This is a genomic window from Gilliamella sp. B2887 (genome assembly GCF_026537015.1).
Lineage (GTDB): Bacteria > Pseudomonadota > Gammaproteobacteria > Enterobacterales > Orbaceae > Gilliamella.
Map to the genome: position 1 here is coordinate 13,425 of NZ_JAFNMX010000001.1, position 19,905 is coordinate 33,329.

Here is a 19,905-nt window from a genome sequence, read left to right on the forward strand (position 1 = left end):
CTATTCCTTTTATTATATATTGATCTCTAATCGTTATTCCCAAAGATGCTGATCCTTAAGTCAGGAAAGGATCAGCAAATATTTAATTACGCTCGACTTTCTACCCAGCTATCTGAGTGGATGATGTTGCCATCTTTATAAGTCCAGGTAATTTTTTCATAACGAAGTTCAACACGCTCTAAATGATTGTATTGTTCTTTTGATGGGTCTTTGATATTGTGCATTTCTGGTTTCACAGACACTACTTTTACGCCATCCATAAACGTATTAAAATACTCAACTTCTTGACCTGCATCGTTAATTTTATACCATTTGATCTCAACTGATTTTAAGTTTTGACCAGTAGTCACTGCTTTGTAAAGATAAGGTGATGAAGCATCGACTTCTTTAACAAACTCAAGTGCTTTATGAACACGTGTACCTGTTAATTTACCCGTGTTGCCATCTGTTGGGATGTACACTTTATGGTCAAATTCAACAAGTTCAACACTACCTTCACGGCCAACTACGGTTACAGATCCTTTGATTTCCGCACCACCGTCATCTTTTAAGAACATATATGCTGGAACAGCCATTGTTTTACTCCTTTTTTGTTTTAGTTAAATCCCTTAGTTTTCTTTTGTCATAATACAATTTGACATTTGAGGAACTAAGCTTATTTCTACACGTCGATTTTTGGCACGATTCTCTACAGTATCGTTATCAACCAACGGTTTTTTTGAGCCATACCCTTGTATGGCAAAACAGGTTTCAGGCATGTCGCTTGTTTTCATGAACCAATTTCTAACCGAAATAGCACGATCTAATGATAATTGTATATTTTTGTCCTCATTACCGGTGGAATCGGTATGTCCACCTATTAAGATAAGCCATCCTGTTTCCTGATTGGTATTGATTTGTTTTTGCATTTCGACTAAAGCATTGATCAGTATTTTGGTCGAATCTGGTTTTAAATTTGATTGACCTGTTTCGAATAATGACAAGCTATCCAAACGTATTACCATCGGTAATACCACCTGAGGTTCTTTCACTTCTGGAGGTTTAGCAACGTAATTACTGATTGCAATATTTAACGGTTCTATGAGCTGTTGACCGTGGTATAATCCAACACTTAGGCGTACAGGTTCACCTTGTGAGAAATACTTATTCAACATTATTCTGTCGTTTTTTAAAATTTCTAATGCTTTTCGTTTTTCTTCATAATTATCCATAGCGATGGAATTATAAAAAACGATATCACTTTCAACTTGCTTAGCCAGTTTTATATTATTTTTAAATGATGCCCCTAAACATCCCATAATAAATAAGGAAGTTATAATCAGTAAACCACAGATCATTGAGCTAATAGGAGAAAACGGATATGCAATTGGCATATACTTTACTAAATCATCTGGAGGACTGATGTTTTCTTGTATCTTTCGAGTATTAGGGAGCGTCATGGTTGTAAGACTTTCCCATTGAATTTGAATGATATTATTATTCACTGTCTCTTGATTAACAGGGTAAATAGCCGCGGCAACTGGCATACATTTCGCTACAGGCTGTTTAGAATCAGCTAATGTTGACAATACGACTTTTTCAATCCAATCTTTTGTTTCATTTAAAAAAGCTTGAAGACTTAATCGACGTTCTCTTTCCTTTGTTGAAATTTTACTGTCATTAATCCAACTGGTTATTGGAGATAAATAACGATCGAGCAAGTACAAATTGTGGTTTTTAACTTGAAACCATTGAGGAGGAATCGATTCAACTTCATCATAAATTAAATCATTGAATCCAATATGTACCGATAAGTAAACCGGTAATGAATATTTTGCAATTTTACTTGTATCAACCCAAGATTGACGAAAAGCTTGCAATTTTGCTATCAATATCCCTTGTTCATTCTCAATTTCGGGGATCAAAGCTAAAAAAATTCCTATCCTGCCCAGCATATCAGGCCATTTAGCGATTAATGAATCATAAACTATTGGCAAGTGCGAATATTCATCTACATAGATCCAAACGGCTTCAGATGAAACTAAGATATTAGAGTGAGCTAAAGATAGATCATCAGGGAAAAAATCTTTCGCCCCACTTCCTGTTACTAATAAAATAGGCAGACGATATCGCTGTTTTGCCGGTAGTAAATCAAGTTTTTCAGTTAAAAATGCAATATTTGTTGTCGATGAAGCAAGTACTTTTCGATAGCGCTTCATTCGCCATAATATGCCCATAGCTATAACTACCACTAAAACTGATCCTATAAGCTGCCAACCGATTGATATTGGTAAGAAAACAAATAACAATAATAAGCTTAAGACAGCAGCATGAATAATTACAATACGCTTAGGATAATCGCTCATAAAACCCCTTTTTAACCAATAAGCGAATCAATTAAATTATCAAGTTGATTATTCAAAATAAAATAGAGTGAGATCACACAAATAAAAGACAATGCTGTTAAAGATAAAAGCAAAGTCTTTCGTCCCCAATAACGATGATCCGGAGCTTGTTCAATAAGCGGATGCGATTGCTCTGGTTCAAATTCACACAAGGCTTCTCGAAGCGCTAATATAAGATTATCTCTTTCTGCTTGCGCTTTTCCCAAATAACATCCCTGGAATCCAAGCCCTAATACCCTATCAAAGCAACTTAGAACAATTTCCTCTTTTTTATCATCTTTTAAACGACTACGAATTTTTTCAAACAAATCATAACCTGCATTATTAGTATTAAAATAGATGACTTGTAGCGGTTCACCTAGCCATTCACCATAGCCTTGATCACTTGGATTATCTCTTTGATAAAGTAAAACTGTTTCATCTAATAATGCACACAACGCATAGCTAATATCATCTATAACATCTTGTTTATATTGGGCATTATATAAACTTTCACGAACACGTTTGATTTGTTCTTTACAATGTTCATACAGTTTATGCCCTGATGGAATTTTTGCTTTTGCTTTTAACTCAACAACCACTAATATTGAGTCACGCAATAGTTCATCGATAACAATTTTTTTTGGTTCTATATTCATTACTCTAACCCTATGATCTCAGTACTGCGAAAAGTTCTAATGAAATATCTGGCATTGCCCGTGGAACGTAAAATTCGCAACATCTAGCAAGCAACATTTTTTTTGCTGAACTATGAGACAAATCCAGAGCAAAATATTGGTTTTCTAACCGAAAAGGTATTGCTGCTGGAACATGATTTAATGCTTTAATCGGAATACCTGAAAGTGCTGAATGTATAATTTGTCTAACATCATCAGGCGCCCCTGCTTTACACAGTATCGGGAATTGTGAATTTAGTTCATGGCCAGGCAAACTTGAACGAACTGACAGGTAGAAATCTGCATCCTCAACCAGGCGTGAATCATTCAATCGACCAGTCCATAAGGTATCTTGATCATGTACCAAATCAATTTTAATTACACGTGAAGGTAAACTTTCTTCTAATACATTACGCACCAATTCAAAAAGTGGAGGGAAAACCTTATTAAGATTATCATGCTGATAAGCAGGAATATCATTAACACTATGTACTAATGAAAAAGTCAATAAAGAACCGGTAAACGCTACTAAAGTTCGATAAAGACATTCAGGATGAGTTGTTGGATTATCGCGTAAAAATTTAAGCTGAGGTTCATATGAACTCAATGCATTGAGAAGCCAAAATAAAGAAACATCCGCTATTTCAAAATCAGCAATTTGTTGATTTCGCTCATGGCGCATACCGAGTAAATGTTGACGTTTGGCTTCCATCTGAGTGCATAAAAGATCTAATTCTTTCAGTAGTGAGCCACTTTGTGTTAAAAGATTTAATATTGGCGGAATGTATTGTGAATCGAGAACAAATCGACCGTTAAGATCACGTTTCAAACGAGCAATTGGACAGGTTACATAATCACTATTATCTTCAAAATCAAATAAGAAGGTCAATGCATAACGTTCTACAGCAATGGTTTCAGTGTTTTGACCAAAAAGATCGGGTACTTCAACCCACTCTTTTCGATAACGAAGGGGTCTTTCTAAACGTTGATTATCTTGTAGACAATTCCCACCATTAGCATTTAATAATGGAATTCCGATTAAAACAATGAACTCATTGAGTTCAACAGGAATATTGGCATTTAACATTCTTGCTTCTGGCAAATTATCAGCAATATCAGTATCCACAACTACACCATCATTAAACTGAATGCTGATCGATTCAGCTTTAAGACGGTCTATTAAAAGCGCTTGTGTATCAATATTTATTTTTTTAACGCCCCACGGATTAGCTACTAACATAGCCATTAAGTTTTGTGAGGAGTATTGCCGCCATAATTCTTGTTGTTGGAATTGCTGAGGCGTCAGAAAGACGCCTTCATTCCATAAAGGACGAAATATTTTCATTTATCCTAAGGCTCCAGTTTTTTCCTATAATCGATATTAATTTTTAGCTTTTGGCATTTGTGAAACCATTGATAAATTAATATCCATACCTTCTATCTGGAAATGAGGAACTAAAAATGTTTTAACACGGAAAAATCCTGGATTATCCTCGATGTCTTCAACAATTACTTTTGCTTCTCGTAATGGGTGCGATGCTTGAACTTCATCACTTGGATCGGTCATTTCTGTAACAAGATTACTAATCCATTTATTGAGTTCAAGTTCGAGTACACGGCGATCTTTAGTTGCACCAATATTCTCACGCTGAATTACTTTAAGATAATGAGCTATACGTGATAATAAGAAAATATACGGTAAACGAGAATTAATACGGCTATTTGCCGTTGCCTCTTTGGTATCATAAAGTGCTGGTTTTTGTGTTGAATTAGCAGAGAAGAAACATGCATAATCTCTATTTTTATAAAAAGATAACGGTATAAAACCTAAATTAGCAAATTCAAATTCTCGAGTTTCAGGAATAAGAACTTCCGTTGGAATTTTAACTTGATTACCGGTTCCTAAATCATAAAGATGAATTGGTAAGTCTTCAACTAATCCCCCAGCTTGTGGACCACGAATTTGAACACACCAACCATTACGAACAAAACTTTGTGCCATATTTGCTGCAAAAGCATAAGATGCATTAGCCCAAAGATAACGATCATGATCAAGACCTTTAACATCTTCAATATAGTTAAAACTACGCACTGGAACAGTATCAGGTCCATATGGTAAACGTGCTAATACACGAGGTAAAGTTAACCCAACATAACGTGAGTCATCGGTTTCTCGAAAACTGTTCCATTTTGTATATTCCGCACGATCAAAATAGTTTCCAATATCTTTGATCGCCGCAACTTCTTCCATGGTCTCTTTACCAAAAAATTTCGCTCCAGCAGAGCCAATGAATGGCATATGCGCTGATGCTGCAACTTTAGAAATGTTACGTAATAATGCGATATCCTGTGAACTACGATCAAATTCATAATTTGATATGGTTACGCCAATCGGTTCGCCGCCTGGTGTATCATATTCCTGAATATAAGTATGTCTGAAAAACCCTGTTTGGGAAATTTCAGGTGCATCTTCAAAATCTTGACGAAGATCTTCTTTAGATACATCTAGTAGTTCAATTTTCACATTTTGACGGAAGTCAGTACGATCAACTAAAAATTTTAAACCGCGCCAAGTTGCTTCAATTTCTTGAAAAGTCTCATTATGCATTACAACATCAAGTTGACGGCTGATTTTTTGATCTATTTGACTGATATGATAATCAAGTAAATGCTTATCTAATTTTTCGATTTTTTGAGATGAACCTTGTATTAGCTGAAGTAAAATATTAACGGCCATCGTAACTCGTTCATCTTGTGAAGTTTCAAACAAAACTTCGTTATCTTCATATTTATCGATGTCGCTAACTTTTTTAATAGTATTTAAATTTATTTTATCAAATAAAGATTGGTAAACACTTCCTGTTTCCTGCAAAACTGTCTCCACAGCAGCTTTATTCTCTTGCTTTTGTTCCATTGTTTTCTCTCGTAATACTTAGCTATAACATACTAATTTATCATTAATTTTTGAAATAATTCTTATAAAGAAACTACTTTGTACTTTCAGACACAATTGATTCTAATTCAGCCCGTAGATCATCAGATAATTGTTCATCCTTAACGATTTTTTCAAGTTCATAACGGAATGTTGCATTATCCAGTAAATTAGATTTTAAATCTCTGAGTAAATTACGCATTGCAAGTAAAGAACGTAATTGAGGGATCTTCTTAGCGACTTGTTCTGGAGAGAAATCATTCATGGATTCAAAAGAGAGATGAACACTGACATCACTACCATCATCAGAAAGCGTATTAGGAACAGAAATTTTCGCTTCAGGTTTAAAGTCTTTTAACACTGCATCAAAATTATTCTTGTTGATAGACACTTTTTCTTTTTCTGAAAGCGTGCGTTTATCTTTACCTCGACCATAATCACCAACAGATAAAATTTTTAACGGTAATTCAACTTTCTTTTTGGCCCCACCTGTATGCAGATCGAGTTCAATATTGACACGTGCGGCAGGTACTTCATTTTGATAACTATTAGACATTTTAATTCCTTAATTTCCCTATATTTTATAAATCTTAGCATCGAGATCAATTATTGATCCGTTTCTGTTTGGAATTTACACTAATTAATATCAATTTACAACCTTCATGACTAATTTTATTTAACATTTTTTTAGAAGTAAAAGTTCTTATTTCATTTGAATCCAAATAAAATCTACGAACTCACTGTTAATATTAGGTTTTTTTTTAGTAAAGAATAAGAAAAACTTAATTCTTCTTTATTTAATTTCACATGATAAAAATTCATGTGATAGCTTCAATTAGTAATATCGTTTTTTAAAAAAAACATTTTTTATAAATTGACTTGATAAATTGCATTTCATTTTTAATGAAGGCAACGTTTTGTAAAAATGTGTTGAAAAAGTTGGATAAATTTATTAGAAATGTTACTTTTAATTTTAGAATGATTTATCTAGGCTTTTAAAATCGATGTCCGTTTTAATTCTACTTTTGATCAGATAGAGTTAATTTTTATTAAATAATTGAGACTTATTCAATAATTTGTTTAGGTTGATCATCTTGTGATTTTAATTGTTTATAGCTTAAAAAATAATGATTACTGTCATTATTATTTCTGCTAAAAAATAAGGTTAAATTATTAACAAATCATCACAAATGAAAAGATAGTATTCATAAGAAAAATTTTTATCTTGGTTAATCTTTAATCCATTAAGATATCCTTTTTTATCATATCTATCATTCATATAGATAGAACAAACTACTTTTAATTTAAATTTTATATACAATAATTTATCTTTCAAACTTGCATTGTATAACTTAGGAAACTTTAAAAAATTTGACTTTTACTTATTTAATGATAATAATTCTCATTATTATTTAATGCAGTGAAATTTTTTAAATAAATTTAATACCAAAGAATTATCAGTAAAATGGATTTTACTTTTTTAAATCATAAAACCTCTCACTGATTTTCTGTATTTTGCTTCACTTTGGTTATATATCAAACAACAGGAGTCGCTAATGAAGTTTACGTTTTTTAAACGACGCAAAACCTTACTATCAGTAATACTATCCTCTTTGCTTGCTTTAACAGGTATGTCCGAGTCTTCAGCAGCAGAAAAAAAATTTAAAGTTGTTACAACATTTACAATCATCCAAGATATTGCTCAAAATGTTGCTGGGGATGCTGCAACCGTTGAATCAATCACTAAAGTAGGGGCTGAAATACACGAATATGATCCGACGCCGCAAGATATTACTAAAGCTCTTTCAGCCGATTTAGTTTTATGGAATGGACTTAATTTGGAACTTTGGTTTAAACGTTTTTTTGAAGATATTAAAGATGTTCCATCAGTTATTGTGACAAAAGGCATCGAACCAATGCCAATTCAAGAAGGAAGTTATAAAGGTAATCCAAATCCTCATGCATGGATGTCACCAACACTTGCCTTAACTTATATTGAAAACATTCGAGCCGCCCTTGTTAAGTATGATCCTAAAAATGCTTCTGTCTATAATAAAAATGCGCAGAATTATGTTGCTAAAATTAAAGCACTTGATGCCCCATTGCGTGAGCGTTTAGCTAAAATTCCAGAAACGCAACGTTGGTTAGTAACAAGTGAAGGAGCCTTTAGCTACCTTGCTCGTGATTACAATTTAAAAGAAGCGTATTTATGGCCAATTAATGCCGAACAACAAGGTACGCCAAAGCAAGTTAAAAATCTTATTGATTTAGTTAGATCGAATAAAATTCCAGTTATTTTTAGTGAAAGTACCATTTCTGATAAACCCGCGAAGCAAGTCAGTAAAGAAACAGGAGCGAAGTATGGAGGTGTGCTTTATGTTGATTCGCTTTCCAAAAAAGAGGGGCCTGTTCCAACCTATATTGACCTTTTGAAGGTTACGGTTGAAACCATAGCTCAAGGATTTGAAAAATCATGACACAAATATGCTTGAACGTTGATGATATTACAGTGACTTATAATAATAGTCACACTGCAATTCATAATGCCAGTTTCCGTCTTAATGGTGGTACCATTTGTGCTCTGGTGGGAGTGAATGGTAGCGGTAAATCCACATTATTTAAGAGTATTATGGGCATGATTCGTCCAACCCGAGGACAAGTAACATTTAATGATATTTCGGTTGCTCAAGCATTGAAGCAAAATATCATAGCTTATGTTCCGCAAACAGAGGAGGTTGATTGGGATTTTCCTGTTTTAGTTTCGGATGTCGTTATGATGGGTCGTTATGGTCATATGTCTTTTTTTCGCATCCCAAGTAAAGAAGATAAAAAACAGGTTGATATTGCACTCGAACGCGTCAATATGCTGGAATTTAAGCATCGCCAAATAGGTGAGTTATCAGGAGGTCAAAAAAAAAGGGTTTTTTTAGCGAGAGCTTTAGCACAACAAGGTAAAGTATTATTGCTTGATGAACCATTTACAGGCGTTGATGTAAAAACTGAAAATGCCATTATCGATTTGCTGAAAGATTTGAGAAAAGAAAATCATCTTATTTTAGTTTCTACCCATAATTTAGGCAGTGTGCCAGAATTTTGCGATCAAGTCGTGTTAATTAATCAAACTGTATTGGCTTTCGGACCAACCGAAACGACCTTTACCCCTCAAAATTTGATGACGACCTTCGGTGGTGCGTTACGTTATCTAAGTTTATCTGGCGAAAAATTACACCAAGATGAAGATCCTCGTAAGGTATCCATCTTAACCGATGATGAGCGTGCGGCAATTTTTTATGGAGAAGGTAAAGATGATTCACCACACCAAGATCTGTTGGTCGATGATCAGCAAAATTAAGCAAAAGGATGACAATAATGGAATTCTTTCTTGAACCATTTAGCTATAACTTTATGCTTAAAGCCATTTGGGTTAGTAGCATTGTTGGGGCTTCTTGTGCTTTTTTATCAGCGTTTCTTATGTTGAAAGGTTGGTCATTAATGGGCGATGCATTATCCCATTCGGTGGTCCCTGGTGTTGCAGGTGCTTATGCGCTGGGTTTACCTTATTCGATCGGCGCTTTTTTTACAGGATTACTTGCTGCCTTATCTATAACTTTCGTCCGCGCCCTTACTCGCTTAAAGGAAGATGCCATTATTGGCTTTATTTTCTCGACTTTTTTTGCAATTGGACTATTAATTATTTCACTAAATCCAACTTCAGTTAATGCCCAAACGATTATTTTTGGGAATATTTTAGGCATTGATGATAGTGATATGTGGCAGGTACAGATTATTATTTTGGTTTCTTTAATTTTGTTATTATTTTTTTGGAAAGATCTGTTAGTGGTATTTTTTGACGAAACCCATGCACGCTCAATAGGTCTAAAGCCATTACATCTCAAAATTCTTTTTTTCACTATTTTAAGTGCTTGTACCGTCGCAGCCTTGCAAACCGTTGGAGCGATTTTGGTGATTGCTATGGTGGTCACTCCCGGAGCAACAGCCTATTTGCTTACTAATCGATTTTCTAAACTGTTAATGATTTCCGTCGTAATTGGTGCGTCAACCAGCGCCATTGGGGCTTATTTTAGTTACTTTTTGAATGGTGAAACAGGCGGTGTTATTGTCACGCTACAAACTTTGGTTTTCCTAATGGTATTTTTGTTTGCACCAAAACAAGGTTTAATATCAAACCGTTTACGAATAAGGCAAAGCCGTTTGAATAACGGGGGAAATCTATGATAGATATATTGGAATATCTTTATTACCCTTTTACTCTTCCTCTTATGCAACGTGCTATTTTAGCTGCACTTTCAACAGGTATTGTTTGTGCGCTTCTTTCATGTTTTTTGGTATTAAAAGGCTGGTCTTTAATGGGAGATGCAATATCGCATGCCGTATTACCTGGCATTGTGCTTGCCTATTTAGCTGGTATTCCAATTATCCTCGGTGCATTTGCATCGGGATTATTGTGCTCAGTTGCCACTGGCTATATTAAAGAAAATAGCCGGATAAAAGAAGATACAGTAATGGGAATTGTGTTTTCGGGAATGTTTGCGTTCGGATTAGTGTTGTTTTCAAAAGTAGATACATCACAGCATTTAAATCATATCTTATTTGGCAGCGTGCTCGGTACCAGTTATGATGATTTAAAACAAATTATATTAATTGCAGCGATAATATCAACAATAATAATCATTAAGCGTCGTGATCTACTTCTGTATTGTTTCGATCCAGTACAAGCCAAAGTTGTCGGTTTATCTGTAAAATTATTACATTATGGTTTACTTTGTGTTTTGGCTTTAACTATCGTCAGCTCTTTAAAAACGGCTGGAGTGATATTAGTGATTGCAATGCTGATAGCACCTGGTATTATTGCATTTTCGTTGACTAAATGTTTTGAAAAAATGCTGTTGATAGCAGTAATTGTTTCGATATTTGCAACGGTTGTCGGTACGCTCATTAGTTTTTACTTTGACGCATCGTCCAGTGCGTGTATTGTAATTTTGCAAGCTGTTATCTTTCTTGCAGTACAAGTCTGCCAATTTATTGTAAGAAAAAATATAACGCATTAATTAAGAATACATTATCTATAGCGTGAGTATAAGTGTGCTCACGCTACCTTTCTGATAATCGGCAATTATTCATCATCCATATATTTACTGGAATCGGCATAATTATCAAATCGAGAAAATTGACCTTGGAATTTTAAGCGAACTTTACCAATTGGTCCGTTTCTCTGTTTACCTAATATAATTTCAGCAATCCCTTTATGTTCAGATGCTTCATTATAAACTTCGTCACGATAAATAAACATAATTACGTCAGCATCTTGTTCAATGGATCCCGATTCACGTAAATCTGAATTAACTGGTCGTTTATCCGCTCGTTGTTCTAAACTACGGTTTAGCTGTGATAGCGCTACTACTGGTATTTGTAACTCTTTTGCTAACGCTTTTAATGAGCGAGAAATTTCGGCAATTTCTAAAGTTCGGTTTTCAGAAATATTGGGTACACGCATCAACTGTAAATAATCGACCATAATCATACTTAAACCTTTATGTTCACGATAAATACGTCTAGCCCGTGAACGCAATTCCATTGGTGTTAAACCTGATGAATCATCAATATAAATATTTTTCTTTTCGAGTAAAAGTCCCATCGTGCTCGAGATTCTTGCCCAGTCATCATCTTGCAATTGTCCTGTTCGAATACGTGTTTGATCAACCCGCGATAATGAGGCAAGCATACGCATCATTATCTGTTCAGAGGGCATCTCTAAACTGAATATTAATACAGGTTTTTCTTGCGTCATTGCCGCATTTTCGCATAAGTTCATTGCAAATGTGGTTTTACCCATTGATGGTCTGGCAGCAATGATGATTAAGTCTGAACTTTGTAACCCAGCGGTTTTTTTATCTAAATCAATATAACCTGTTGAAACACCTGTCACACCGTCATGTGGACGTTGAAATAGTTCTTCAATTTTAGCAACCGTTGCTTCAAGCACTTCAGTAATGCTTTTAGGACCATCGCCCTGCTTTGTTCGACTTTCAGCAATTTGAAAGATTTTACTTTCTGCTAAATCTAATATTTCAGTACTGTCTCGACCTTCTGTAGCATAACAATTATCTGCGATTTCATTTGAAGCACTGATTAATTCGCGCAAAATCGCCTGTTGTCGAATAATCTCACTATAAGCAACCACATTAATCGCACTTGGCGTATTTTTAGAAAGCTCAGCTAAGTAAGCAAATCCCCCCACATCCGTTAATAGATCTTTGCTTTCTAAGCTTTCTGATAAAGTAATTAAATCTATCGGTGTACCTTTGCTTATCAGCGAATGCATTTCAGAAAAAATCAGTTGATGATGGCGCGAATAAAAATCGCGATCCATAATCATTTCAGCAACCGTATCCCAACGTTGATTATCAAGCATCAAACTACCAAGCACAGCTTGTTCTGCCTCAATTGAATGCGGAGGCATCTTGATGTTATGTAGATTTGATTTTTTCGCCTCTTGATTTCTTGAATTTCTGTTTAAGCTTGTTTCATCTTTGTTCATTACGTTCATCTTTTTAATCTAATTCATCATTAAGCTTATTGGCTTACGCTAAAAATAATGGTCCTAATGCGAGATTAGGTATTTGATACTCACTAGGATAATCCACTTGTACTAAATATAAACCTTCAGGTTTTGCTGTTGCTGCTGCTTGAGTCCTGTCTTTTACGCGTAGAAGTTCATCAATCCATTTTGGTGGTTTATTGCCTACCCCAACTTCAAGTAAACTACCTACTATATTGCGAACCATATGGTGAACAAATGCATTCGCTTTGATATCAACGAGGATATACTCACCCTTCCTTATTACTTCAATATGATGAACATTTCTCCAAGGTGTTCGTGATTGACATTGTGCCGCTCTAAATGATGAAAAATCATTTTCACCTAATAGATATTGTGCAGCTTGATTCATCAATGTCTCATTTAAAGGTAAATAATAGTGCGATACACCTTTAGCTAAAATTGCTGGGCGATAACGGTTATTATAAATGATATAACGATAACGCCGAGCTGTTGCGCTAAACCGAGCATGAAAACTATCATCGACAACTTGAGACCAGCGAACAGCGATATTTACCGGTAAATGTGCATTGACCCCCATTGTCCAAGCTGTTTGGGATCGTCTAGCTTGGGTTTCAAAATGCACTACTTGTCCTGTCGCATGCACACCAGCATCAGTCCGACCTGCGCAAAACAAATTGATGGGTTCATTGGCGACAATCGACAAGGCTGATTCTAATTTTGCTTGGATAGAATCAACCGATTGCTGACGCTGCCACCCAAAATAGCCACTGCCATCATACTCAATTCCTAATGCAATTTTAGAGGTAGTCATTAATTAAGATCTCAAGGGTCTCAATCAACATTAATGCCCCTAAATAACGGACATTGTCAGCTACTGACCAAAATTGAATTTGTTCATAATGCCCATAACTGTGTCGTAAATTAGCCAATTTAATTGTTAACTGAGATTCGGATTCAGGGCTAACTTCTGTTACTGGTGTTGGTAAGTTATCTTCATGTACTTCAACACCATATTCACCAAATCGCGCCATATCCAATTCAATAGGTAAACTGCTCGATACATTAATTGCTTGGGCAAGCCCATAAAATACTGGTACCACAACAGATTCGATCGATACAGGTAAATCATAATTATTAAGGACTTTGCGAATTTGGTTAATTTGTGATTTTTCACCTAATGCCATATCATCACGTTCATGTGATATTGGTAATAAATTAAAAGCCAATTGTTTATCAAATAACGCATTATCAACTGGCATGCCATTAAGCAAACGTGCACTTTGCCCTGCTAATTCATCAACACCAGGCTTACCATAGAGTGATGCTGGGATAAAACTGGTTGCATGTAAGTTAGTGAGTAAGTCAGTATCGGTTAACGATGCCACACAACGCAATAACTGGCATACTGTTGCGCTTGCTACAGCAACAATATTATCATTACGATACTCAGTTAACACATTGTTATTCACTTTTGGCACAATTAAAGGAATATGATCTTGAGTCGCAAAATAACCACTGGCATCAATAACAACACAACCAGAATCAGTCACTACTTGTGCATATTTTTCACTGGTCTCAGCCCCAGCAACAAAAAAGGCAAAATGACACTGACTCCAATCCATTTGTGCACCATCAATAACAGTTAAGTTTTTACCCGCAAAGCGAACAATTTCACCCGCGCTGTTATCACTTCCAACTAAATAAAGATTTTCAATTTGTAAATTATGTTTTTGTGCCTCGTCTGTTTGAACACAATGTTGTTGTAACAATTCAATTAGCGCAGAACCGACTTGTCCTGTCGCACCGACAATAGCAATATTCCATGCAGACATATTTAATAACCCAAATAAAAAAGTTTAGTGGTAATTATATCACTATATCGTAAATATAGCGGTAAAAGATATTTTGCCATGATATTGGCATTTGTTCTCGTTAGCCTCGTTCATATAAAAGGAATTGATAAGACTTGATTTTTAGAAAAACTTAACATTCGTTTTTAATTATTTTTTTATTATCTCTAATAAATTTTTTGGAATATTGATCGACAAAAAAGATCTTTTCCAGTTACTAATTGAATAATCATCGCTAAATTAGACAATTATAAAACACATTCAAAATCATCTATTATGGCAAAAAAAACATTATCCACCATTGCTAAACAAGCCAATTTATCCATTGCTTCCGTGTCGAGAGTTTTAAAAAAACCGCATTTAACTTCTCCCATAACACAATCGAAAGTTTATCAAGCTATTGAAGAGCTCAATATTGATATTCATAAAAATTTTAAATCACGTAATGATCATCATGACAGTAATAAAATATTGGTACTCGACAATCAATTTATTACAAGAACACACATTAACTTTGGTTTAGAGCAAACATTGACTAAAGCGGGTTTTGTAACTTTTTACTTTCGTTTTCCCTATCATACGAGACAAGATATTCATTATCTAATTAAATATATTAGTCAACATTCTTTTGCGGGTATTTTAGTCATTAATGACGCACCTTATTTGCAGGAGCTGGAAAAGTTTAAAAAAGTTTTACCGCCTATTGTTTTAATTAATCACTTTTCCCTCAACTTTATATGTGTTCATTTTGATCATTTAGTAATTGGACATCAAATAACCCAATATTTATTAAGTAATTCTCATACTAAAATTGCGGTTCTATATAATGACAAAAATAAAGCCAGTTCGACGCTTTTCTTACAAGGTTATAAACAAGCTTTGTTAAGAGCAAATTTAATCGTTAACAAAGACTATCTTATTGAAGATTGTTTTACTTATGAGCATGGCAAAGCAGCAGTTAAACAATTAATTAATAGTAATAGTCCTCCTACTGCTGTTATCTGTTGTGATCATATCAATCTAAATTATTTAGATGAACAATGTCAAAAATCAGAGTTTTTTTCAACACATTATAATGTCATTTTAGGTGCATTACATCAGGCTAAGGAAAGTGAAATCCAATTGCCTAAACCGCTTACAATAACGTACCTTAGCCACTCAACAGATAGACAATATAATGAATTAGATAAACTAAGTCGAATTAATAAACCCCTGTATAAAATGGGGCAAGAAGCAGCAACATTGCTTTGCCACTATATATTAAATAAATTGGCATCAACTAAACATTACCATATTATTGATACTGAGGCATTTTTTTATTAAAAATTCAAACCATACCGTGTTAATATAATTCAATATAGTCTATTAATTCGATAAAGCATTATTAAACATTACGAAGTTGATATTAAGCGTTTTGGCGATAATTTATTAAACAGCTGTATACCTGCTCCAATGAATTGTTCATCTTGATAGATTCTTACCAATGTTTCGACTGGTATACAATTATCAAGTTCAATTGTTCGCCCCAGTAAAATATCATTACCTTGAGCATGCGTCAGTATCACTTTTGGACAATCTTGTAATGGGCTATCAACAGCCATTAAGAATTGTTCTTTATCGATCATATCTTCTAATGTTTCTAATGTGACCATATTTTCAATAGGATAATTGGATACTTGTAAACGTCTTAAATAAATAACATGTGCACCACAACCAAGACGTTCACCCAAATCATCAACAATGGTGCGAATATAAGTTCCTTTTGAACAATGTATCTCTAACGTCAATTCATTTTTTTTATCATCAAATTGAATAAATTGATTTTTATATACAGTGATAGGCCTAGCTTGGCGTTCAATCACAATACCTTGACGAGCATATTCATAAAGTGGCTTACCTTGATGTTTTAATGCTGAAAACATGGTTGGTACTTGTAAAATATCACCACGAAAATGCGTCAAAGCTTGATTAATTTGTAATTCGGATACCTCAACAGGTCTGGTACACACAATCTGACCATCTGCATCAGAAGTGTCCGTTCGTTCACCAAGTTTAGCAATAACACGATAACACTTGTCAGAATCTAACAAGTATTGAGAAAATTTGGTTGCTTCACCAAAGCAAATTGGTAACATTCCCGTTGCTAATGGATCAAGCGCTCCGGTATGTCCTGCTTTTTTTGCTTTAAACAGTCGTTTTACTTTTTGCAGTGCATCGTTTGACGTCAGACCTTGTGGTTTGTCTAGCAATAAAACGCCGTGAAGATCACGGCAAGTTTTTTTTATGTTTATCATCTTTTTATACTGAAACGTATAGTTAACCTGAAACTTCTTTACAAAAAATTAGAAGTTATTTTTAAAATTAATCTTTATGACGCTCGTTGTCTTGCTTAATAACATTAGTTACTAAATTAGACATATGCATACCTTTAACCAGAGACTCATCATAAAAGAATTTAATCTCAGGAATAATACGTAAGCTCATGGCTTTACCGATTAAAGTACGAATGTAGCCTTTAGCATCATTAAGCACTTTTAAACCCTGTTCAATAACTCGCGGATCTTCATCATTTAAAAAAGTCACAAAAACTTTAGCATAGGAAAGATCGCGTGAAATATCTACCCCAGAAACCGTCACCATACCTAAACGAGGATCTTTGATTTCCCGTTGTAAGATGATTGCAATTTCTTTTTGTAATTCATGTCCGACTCGAGATGAACGATTAAATGCTTTTGCCATATCTATTTTCCTTTAAATATAAATAAGCAAGGTCTAAACCTTGCTTATGAAAGACAGCGAAATGACTAAATCGTACGTTTGATTTCAATAGTTTCAAAGACTTCAATAGCATCGCCAACACGAACATCATTATAGTTACGTACACCAATACCACATTCCATACCATTACGAACTTCGTTAACATCATCTTTAAAGCGACGTAATGATTCAAGTTCGCCTTCATAGATAACCACGTTATCACGTAATACACGAATTGGGTTATGACGCTTAACCACACCTTCAGTTACCATACAGCCAGCAATCGCACCAAATTTTGGTGATTTAAAGACGTCACGTACTTCGGCAAGACCAATGATCTCTTGTTTGTACTCAGGTGCAAGCATACCACTCATTGCTTGTTTCACTTCATCAATGAGATCATATATTACTGAATAGTAGCGTAGATCTAAGTTTTCTGTTTCAATAACTTTACGTGCAGATGCATCAGCGCGTACATTAAAGCCTAAAATAATTGCATTAGATGCTGCTGCAAGTGATGCATCAGTTTCAGTAATACCACCTACACCTGAACCAATAATTTTAACTTTAACTTCATCTGTTGATAGTTTAAGTAATGAATCAGAAATTGCTTCAACTGAACCTTGAACATCGGCTTTTAAAACAATATTAAGTTCAGATACATCACCCTCAGTCATGTTGGTAAACATGTTTTCAAGTTTCGCTTTTTGTTGACGAGCTAATTTCACATCACGGAATTTACCTTGTCGATAAAGCGCAACTTCACGCGCTTTCTTTTCATCACGAACAACGGTTGCTTCATCACCTGCTGATGGCACACCAGATAGACCGAGAATCTCAACTGGAATAGATGGACCAGCTTCGGTCACTTCTTTACCTAATTCGTTACGCATTGCACGAATTCGACCATACTCAAATCCACAAAGTACTATATCACCTTTATGTAACGTACCTGATTGAACCAGTACAGTAGCAACAGAACCACGACCTTTATCGAGGAATGATTCAATAACTACACCACTTGCCATTCCAGTCTCGTAGGCAGTTAATTCAAGAACTTCAGCTTGTAATAAGATTGCTTCAAGTAGTTGGTCGATGCCTGTACCTGCTTTAGCCGAAACATGAACAAACTGAGTATCCCCCCCCCAATCTTCTGACATAACGCCATATTGGGCCAGTTCACCTTTTACGCGCTCAGGATCGGCTTCTGGTTTATCAATTTTATTTACAGCAACAACAATTGGCACATTCGCAGCTTTAGCATGCTGAATAGCCTCAATAGTTTGTGGCATCACACCATCATCAGCTGCAACGACAAGCACCACAATATCGGTCGCTTTCGCACCACGGGCACGCATTGAAGTAAATGCCGCATGACCTGGAGTATCTAAGAAAGTGATTTCACCATTTGCGGTTTTAACATGGTAAGCACCGATATGCTGAGTTATACCACCTGCTTCGCCTGATGCGACCTTCGCTTTACGAATATAATCAAGTAACGATGTTTTGCCGTGGTCAACGTGCCCCATAATGGTCACAACTGGAGCTCGTGCAACCTTTTCTGCTCCAGTATCACGATCGCTCATAAGCGATTCTTCAAGCTCATTTTCACGACGAAGCACAACTTTATGTCCCATTTCTTCAGCAACAAGCTGAGCGGTTTCTTGATCGATAACTTGGTTAATGGTTGCCATTGCGCCCATCTTCATCATGGTTTTAATGACTTCTGAACCTTTAACAGCCATTTTATTGGCTAATTCAGCAACCGTAATCGTTTCACCAATCACAACATCACGATTAACCGCTTGCACTGGTTTATTAAAGCTTTGTTGCAATGCACTTTTACCTTTCTTTTTATGACCACTTCGAGTAACTGCACGCGCTTCTTCACGTTCAGCTTTGCCTTCAGAAAGTTTACTGCCTTTTTTCTGTTTAGTTTGTTTAGCGTTGCGACCACGCCCACGAGCGCTTTCGACTTCACGATCAGTATCATCTTCAGCCGCTCTCGCATATTTTGAAGTCGTCACGTGATAATCTTCATCATCCGGATTATCACTCACTTCAGTATCACTATATTGTTCGGCTAATTTACGTGCTTCTTCTGCCATACGTTTAGCATCTTCTTCAAGTTTACGACGATTTTCTTCTTCTGCTTTTCGTTTAATTTCGTTAGCTTCGGCTTCTAAACGTGCTTTCTCTTCCTGTGCTTTTTTCACTTTAGGATCCACTGGGTGTGCTTGTTCAATTTTAGCTACTTGCTTAGTTTTTTCTTCTTCAGCCTGAGCTTGGGCCTGAATTTCAGCTTGCTTTTTCGCTTCTTCTTCACGTTTTCTGGCTTCTTCTGCGGCTGCTAATTTTTCTTTTTCTTCCGCTTCGTTACGTGCTTTCATTTCAGTTTCTTGTTTAATTTTTTCAGCTTCAAGACGAGCTTTCTCTTGCTGTGCTACGACTTCAGCAGGATCACGCTTGACAAAAGTACGTTTTTTACGGACTTCTACTTTAATTTCTTTGCTTTTACCACCAGCACTTGACACATTCAAAGTTGAATGGGTTTTACGTTGCAACGTTAATTTAGTCGGACCTTGCTGAGGATTTAAATGAGCAAGCAAAGCTTCTTTTTCCTTTTGTGTAACAGTATCTGATGCTGTTTTTTTAATGCCCGCATCGGCAAACTGTTGCAAAAGTGTTTGCACTGGAGTGTTTATCTCTTGAGCCAGTGTTTCGATTGATACTTTGGTCATGT

The 19,905-nt window shown here is 35.4% G+C and carries 17 protein-coding genes; 5 read left to right on the forward strand and 12 right to left on the reverse strand.

The window, feature by feature from the left end:
• Positions 1-86 precede the first annotated feature (86 nt).
• The 6 genes from J3U13_RS00050 to tssB all read right to left on the reverse strand — a co-directional run bounded on the left by J3U13_RS00050 (position 87) and on the right by tssB (position 6,528).
• Positions 87-575, reverse strand: a complete 489-nt coding sequence (locus J3U13_RS00050; protein ID WP_267339356.1) for an Hcp family type VI secretion system effector — start codon at positions 573-575, stop codon at positions 87-89.
• A gap of 33 nt (positions 576-608) precedes the next feature.
• Complete coding sequence (locus tag J3U13_RS00055; protein ID WP_267339357.1) at positions 609-2,345, reverse strand: OmpA family protein; 1,737 nt, start codon at positions 2,343-2,345, stop codon at positions 609-611.
• Between the two features lie 11 nt (positions 2,346-2,356).
• Entirely contained in the window at positions 2,357-3,022 is a 666-nt protein-coding gene (gene tssL / locus J3U13_RS00060) for a type VI secretion system protein TssL, short form (protein ID WP_267339358.1), read from the reverse strand.
• Positions 3,023-3,032: 10 nt separating this feature from the next.
• Positions 3,033-4,385 (reverse strand): type VI secretion system baseplate subunit TssK, encoded by a 1,353-nt coding sequence (tssK, locus tag J3U13_RS00065; RefSeq protein ID WP_267339359.1) that lies wholly within the window; start codon positions 4,383-4,385, stop codon positions 3,033-3,035.
• Positions 4,386-4,421: 36 nt separating this feature from the next.
• The gene (gene tssC / locus J3U13_RS00070; protein WP_267339360.1) at positions 4,422-5,954 is read right to left on the reverse strand and encodes a type VI secretion system contractile sheath large subunit; all 1,533 of its coding nucleotides are present in this window, start codon (positions 5,952-5,954) and stop codon (positions 4,422-4,424) included.
• A 73-nt stretch (positions 5,955-6,027) separates the two neighbouring features.
• Complete coding sequence (gene tssB, locus J3U13_RS00075; RefSeq protein ID WP_267339361.1) at positions 6,028-6,528, reverse strand: type VI secretion system contractile sheath small subunit; 501 nt, start codon at positions 6,526-6,528, stop codon at positions 6,028-6,030.
• A gap of 1,075 nt (positions 6,529-7,603) precedes the next feature.
• Here tssB and J3U13_RS00080 point away from each other — a divergent pair.
• The 4 genes from J3U13_RS00080 to J3U13_RS00095 are packed head-to-tail and all read left to right on the forward strand — an operon-like array spanning position 7,604 to position 11,041.
• Positions 7,604-8,449, forward strand: coding sequence for a metal ABC transporter substrate-binding protein (locus tag J3U13_RS00080; RefSeq protein WP_267339721.1), 846 nt, complete (start codon positions 7,604-7,606; stop codon positions 8,447-8,449).
• Positions 8,446-9,324 carry a manganese/iron ABC transporter ATP-binding protein gene (locus tag J3U13_RS00085; RefSeq protein ID WP_267339362.1) on the forward strand — a complete coding sequence of 293 codons (879 nt, stop codon included), beginning with the start codon at positions 8,446-8,448 and terminating at the stop codon, positions 9,322-9,324. Before J3U13_RS00080 ends, J3U13_RS00085 begins: the two co-directional genes overlap by 4 nt.
• Positions 9,325-9,338: 14 nt before the next feature.
• Positions 9,339-10,208 (forward strand): metal ABC transporter permease, encoded by an 870-nt coding sequence (locus J3U13_RS00090; protein WP_416380265.1) that lies wholly within the window; start codon positions 9,339-9,341, stop codon positions 10,206-10,208.
• Positions 10,205-11,041: a metal ABC transporter permease gene (locus J3U13_RS00095; protein WP_267339364.1), complete on the forward strand. Its 837-nt coding sequence runs from the start codon at positions 10,205-10,207 to the stop codon at positions 11,039-11,041. The genes J3U13_RS00090 and J3U13_RS00095 overlap by 4 nt, the downstream gene beginning before the upstream one ends.
• A gap of 65 nt (positions 11,042-11,106) precedes the next feature.
• Here the strand turns inward: J3U13_RS00095 and dnaB are convergent, their stop codons facing one another.
• From dnaB to J3U13_RS00110, 3 genes are read right to left on the reverse strand one after another with little or no spacing between them, the layout of a single operon-like run.
• The gene (gene dnaB, locus J3U13_RS00100) at positions 11,107-12,531 is read right to left on the reverse strand and encodes a replicative DNA helicase (protein WP_267339365.1); all 1,425 of its coding nucleotides are present in this window, start codon (positions 12,529-12,531) and stop codon (positions 11,107-11,109) included.
• A 43-nt stretch (positions 12,532-12,574) separates the two neighbouring features.
• A complete protein-coding gene (gene truA, locus J3U13_RS00105) occupies positions 12,575-13,366 on the reverse strand; it encodes a tRNA pseudouridine(38-40) synthase TruA (RefSeq protein ID WP_267339366.1) in 792 nt (263 codons plus the stop codon).
• Positions 13,353-14,387, reverse strand: a complete 1,035-nt coding sequence (locus tag J3U13_RS00110) for an aspartate-semialdehyde dehydrogenase (protein WP_267339367.1) — start codon at positions 14,385-14,387, stop codon at positions 13,353-13,355. Before J3U13_RS00110 ends, truA begins: the two co-directional genes overlap by 14 nt.
• 294 nt (positions 14,388-14,681) lie before the next feature.
• Here J3U13_RS00110 and J3U13_RS00115 point away from each other — a divergent pair, with 294 nt between their 5' ends.
• Positions 14,682-15,728 (forward strand): LacI family DNA-binding transcriptional regulator, encoded by a 1,047-nt coding sequence (locus J3U13_RS00115; protein WP_267339368.1) that lies wholly within the window; start codon positions 14,682-14,684, stop codon positions 15,726-15,728.
• 68 nt (positions 15,729-15,796) lie between these two features.
• Here J3U13_RS00115 and truB read toward each other — a convergent pair whose 3' ends face one another.
• From truB to infB, 3 genes are all read right to left on the reverse strand, one after another.
• The gene (truB, locus tag J3U13_RS00120; protein ID WP_267339369.1) at positions 15,797-16,699 is read right to left on the reverse strand and encodes a tRNA pseudouridine(55) synthase TruB; all 903 of its coding nucleotides are present in this window, start codon (positions 16,697-16,699) and stop codon (positions 15,797-15,799) included.
• A gap of 67 nt (positions 16,700-16,766) precedes the next feature.
• Entirely contained in the window at positions 16,767-17,144 is a 378-nt protein-coding gene (gene rbfA / locus J3U13_RS00125) for a 30S ribosome-binding factor RbfA (RefSeq protein ID WP_267339370.1), read from the reverse strand.
• Between the two features lie 65 nt (positions 17,145-17,209).
• Positions 17,210-19,903, reverse strand: a complete 2,694-nt coding sequence (gene infB / locus J3U13_RS00130) for a translation initiation factor IF-2 (RefSeq protein ID WP_267339371.1) — start codon at positions 19,901-19,903, stop codon at positions 17,210-17,212.
• Positions 19,904-19,905 lie beyond the last annotated feature (2 nt).

Coding starts and splice junctions, on each gene's coding strand:
- J3U13_RS00050 (WP_267339356.1), bottom strand. CDS start 575: ATGGCTGTTCCAGCATATATGTTCTTAAAAGATGACGGTGGTGCGGAA.
- J3U13_RS00055 (WP_267339357.1), bottom strand. CDS start 2,345: ATGAGCGATTATCCTAAGCGTATTGTAATTATTCATGCTGCTGTCTTA.
- tssL (WP_267339358.1), bottom strand. CDS start 3,022: ATGAATATAGAACCAAAAAAAATTGTTATCGATGAACTATTGCGTGAC.
- tssK (WP_267339359.1), bottom strand. CDS start 4,385: ATGAAAATATTTCGTCCTTTATGGAATGAAGGCGTCTTTCTGACGCCT.
- tssC (WP_267339360.1), bottom strand. CDS start 5,954: ATGGAACAAAAGCAAGAGAATAAAGCTGCTGTGGAGACAGTTTTGCAG.
- tssB (WP_267339361.1), bottom strand. CDS start 6,528: ATGTCTAATAGTTATCAAAATGAAGTACCTGCCGCACGTGTCAATATT.
- J3U13_RS00080 (WP_267339721.1), top strand. CDS start 7,604: ATGTCCGAGTCTTCAGCAGCAGAAAAAAAATTTAAAGTTGTTACAACA.
- J3U13_RS00085 (WP_267339362.1), top strand. CDS start 8,446: ATGACACAAATATGCTTGAACGTTGATGATATTACAGTGACTTATAAT.
- J3U13_RS00095 (WP_267339364.1), top strand. CDS start 10,205: ATGATAGATATATTGGAATATCTTTATTACCCTTTTACTCTTCCTCTT.
- dnaB (WP_267339365.1), bottom strand. CDS start 12,531: ATGAACAAAGATGAAACAAGCTTAAACAGAAATTCAAGAAATCAAGAG.
- truA (WP_267339366.1), bottom strand. CDS start 13,366: ATGACTACCTCTAAAATTGCATTAGGAATTGAGTATGATGGCAGTGGC.
- J3U13_RS00110 (WP_267339367.1), bottom strand. CDS start 14,387: ATGTCTGCATGGAATATTGCTATTGTCGGTGCGACAGGACAAGTCGGT.
- J3U13_RS00115 (WP_267339368.1), top strand. CDS start 14,682: ATGGCAAAAAAAACATTATCCACCATTGCTAAACAAGCCAATTTATCC.
- truB (WP_267339369.1), bottom strand. CDS start 16,699: ATGATAAACATAAAAAAAACTTGCCGTGATCTTCACGGCGTTTTATTG.
- rbfA (WP_267339370.1), bottom strand. CDS start 17,144: ATGGCAAAAGCATTTAATCGTTCATCTCGAGTCGGACATGAATTACAA.
- infB (WP_267339371.1), bottom strand. CDS start 19,903: ATGACCAAAGTATCAATCGAAACACTGGCTCAAGAGATAAACACTCCA.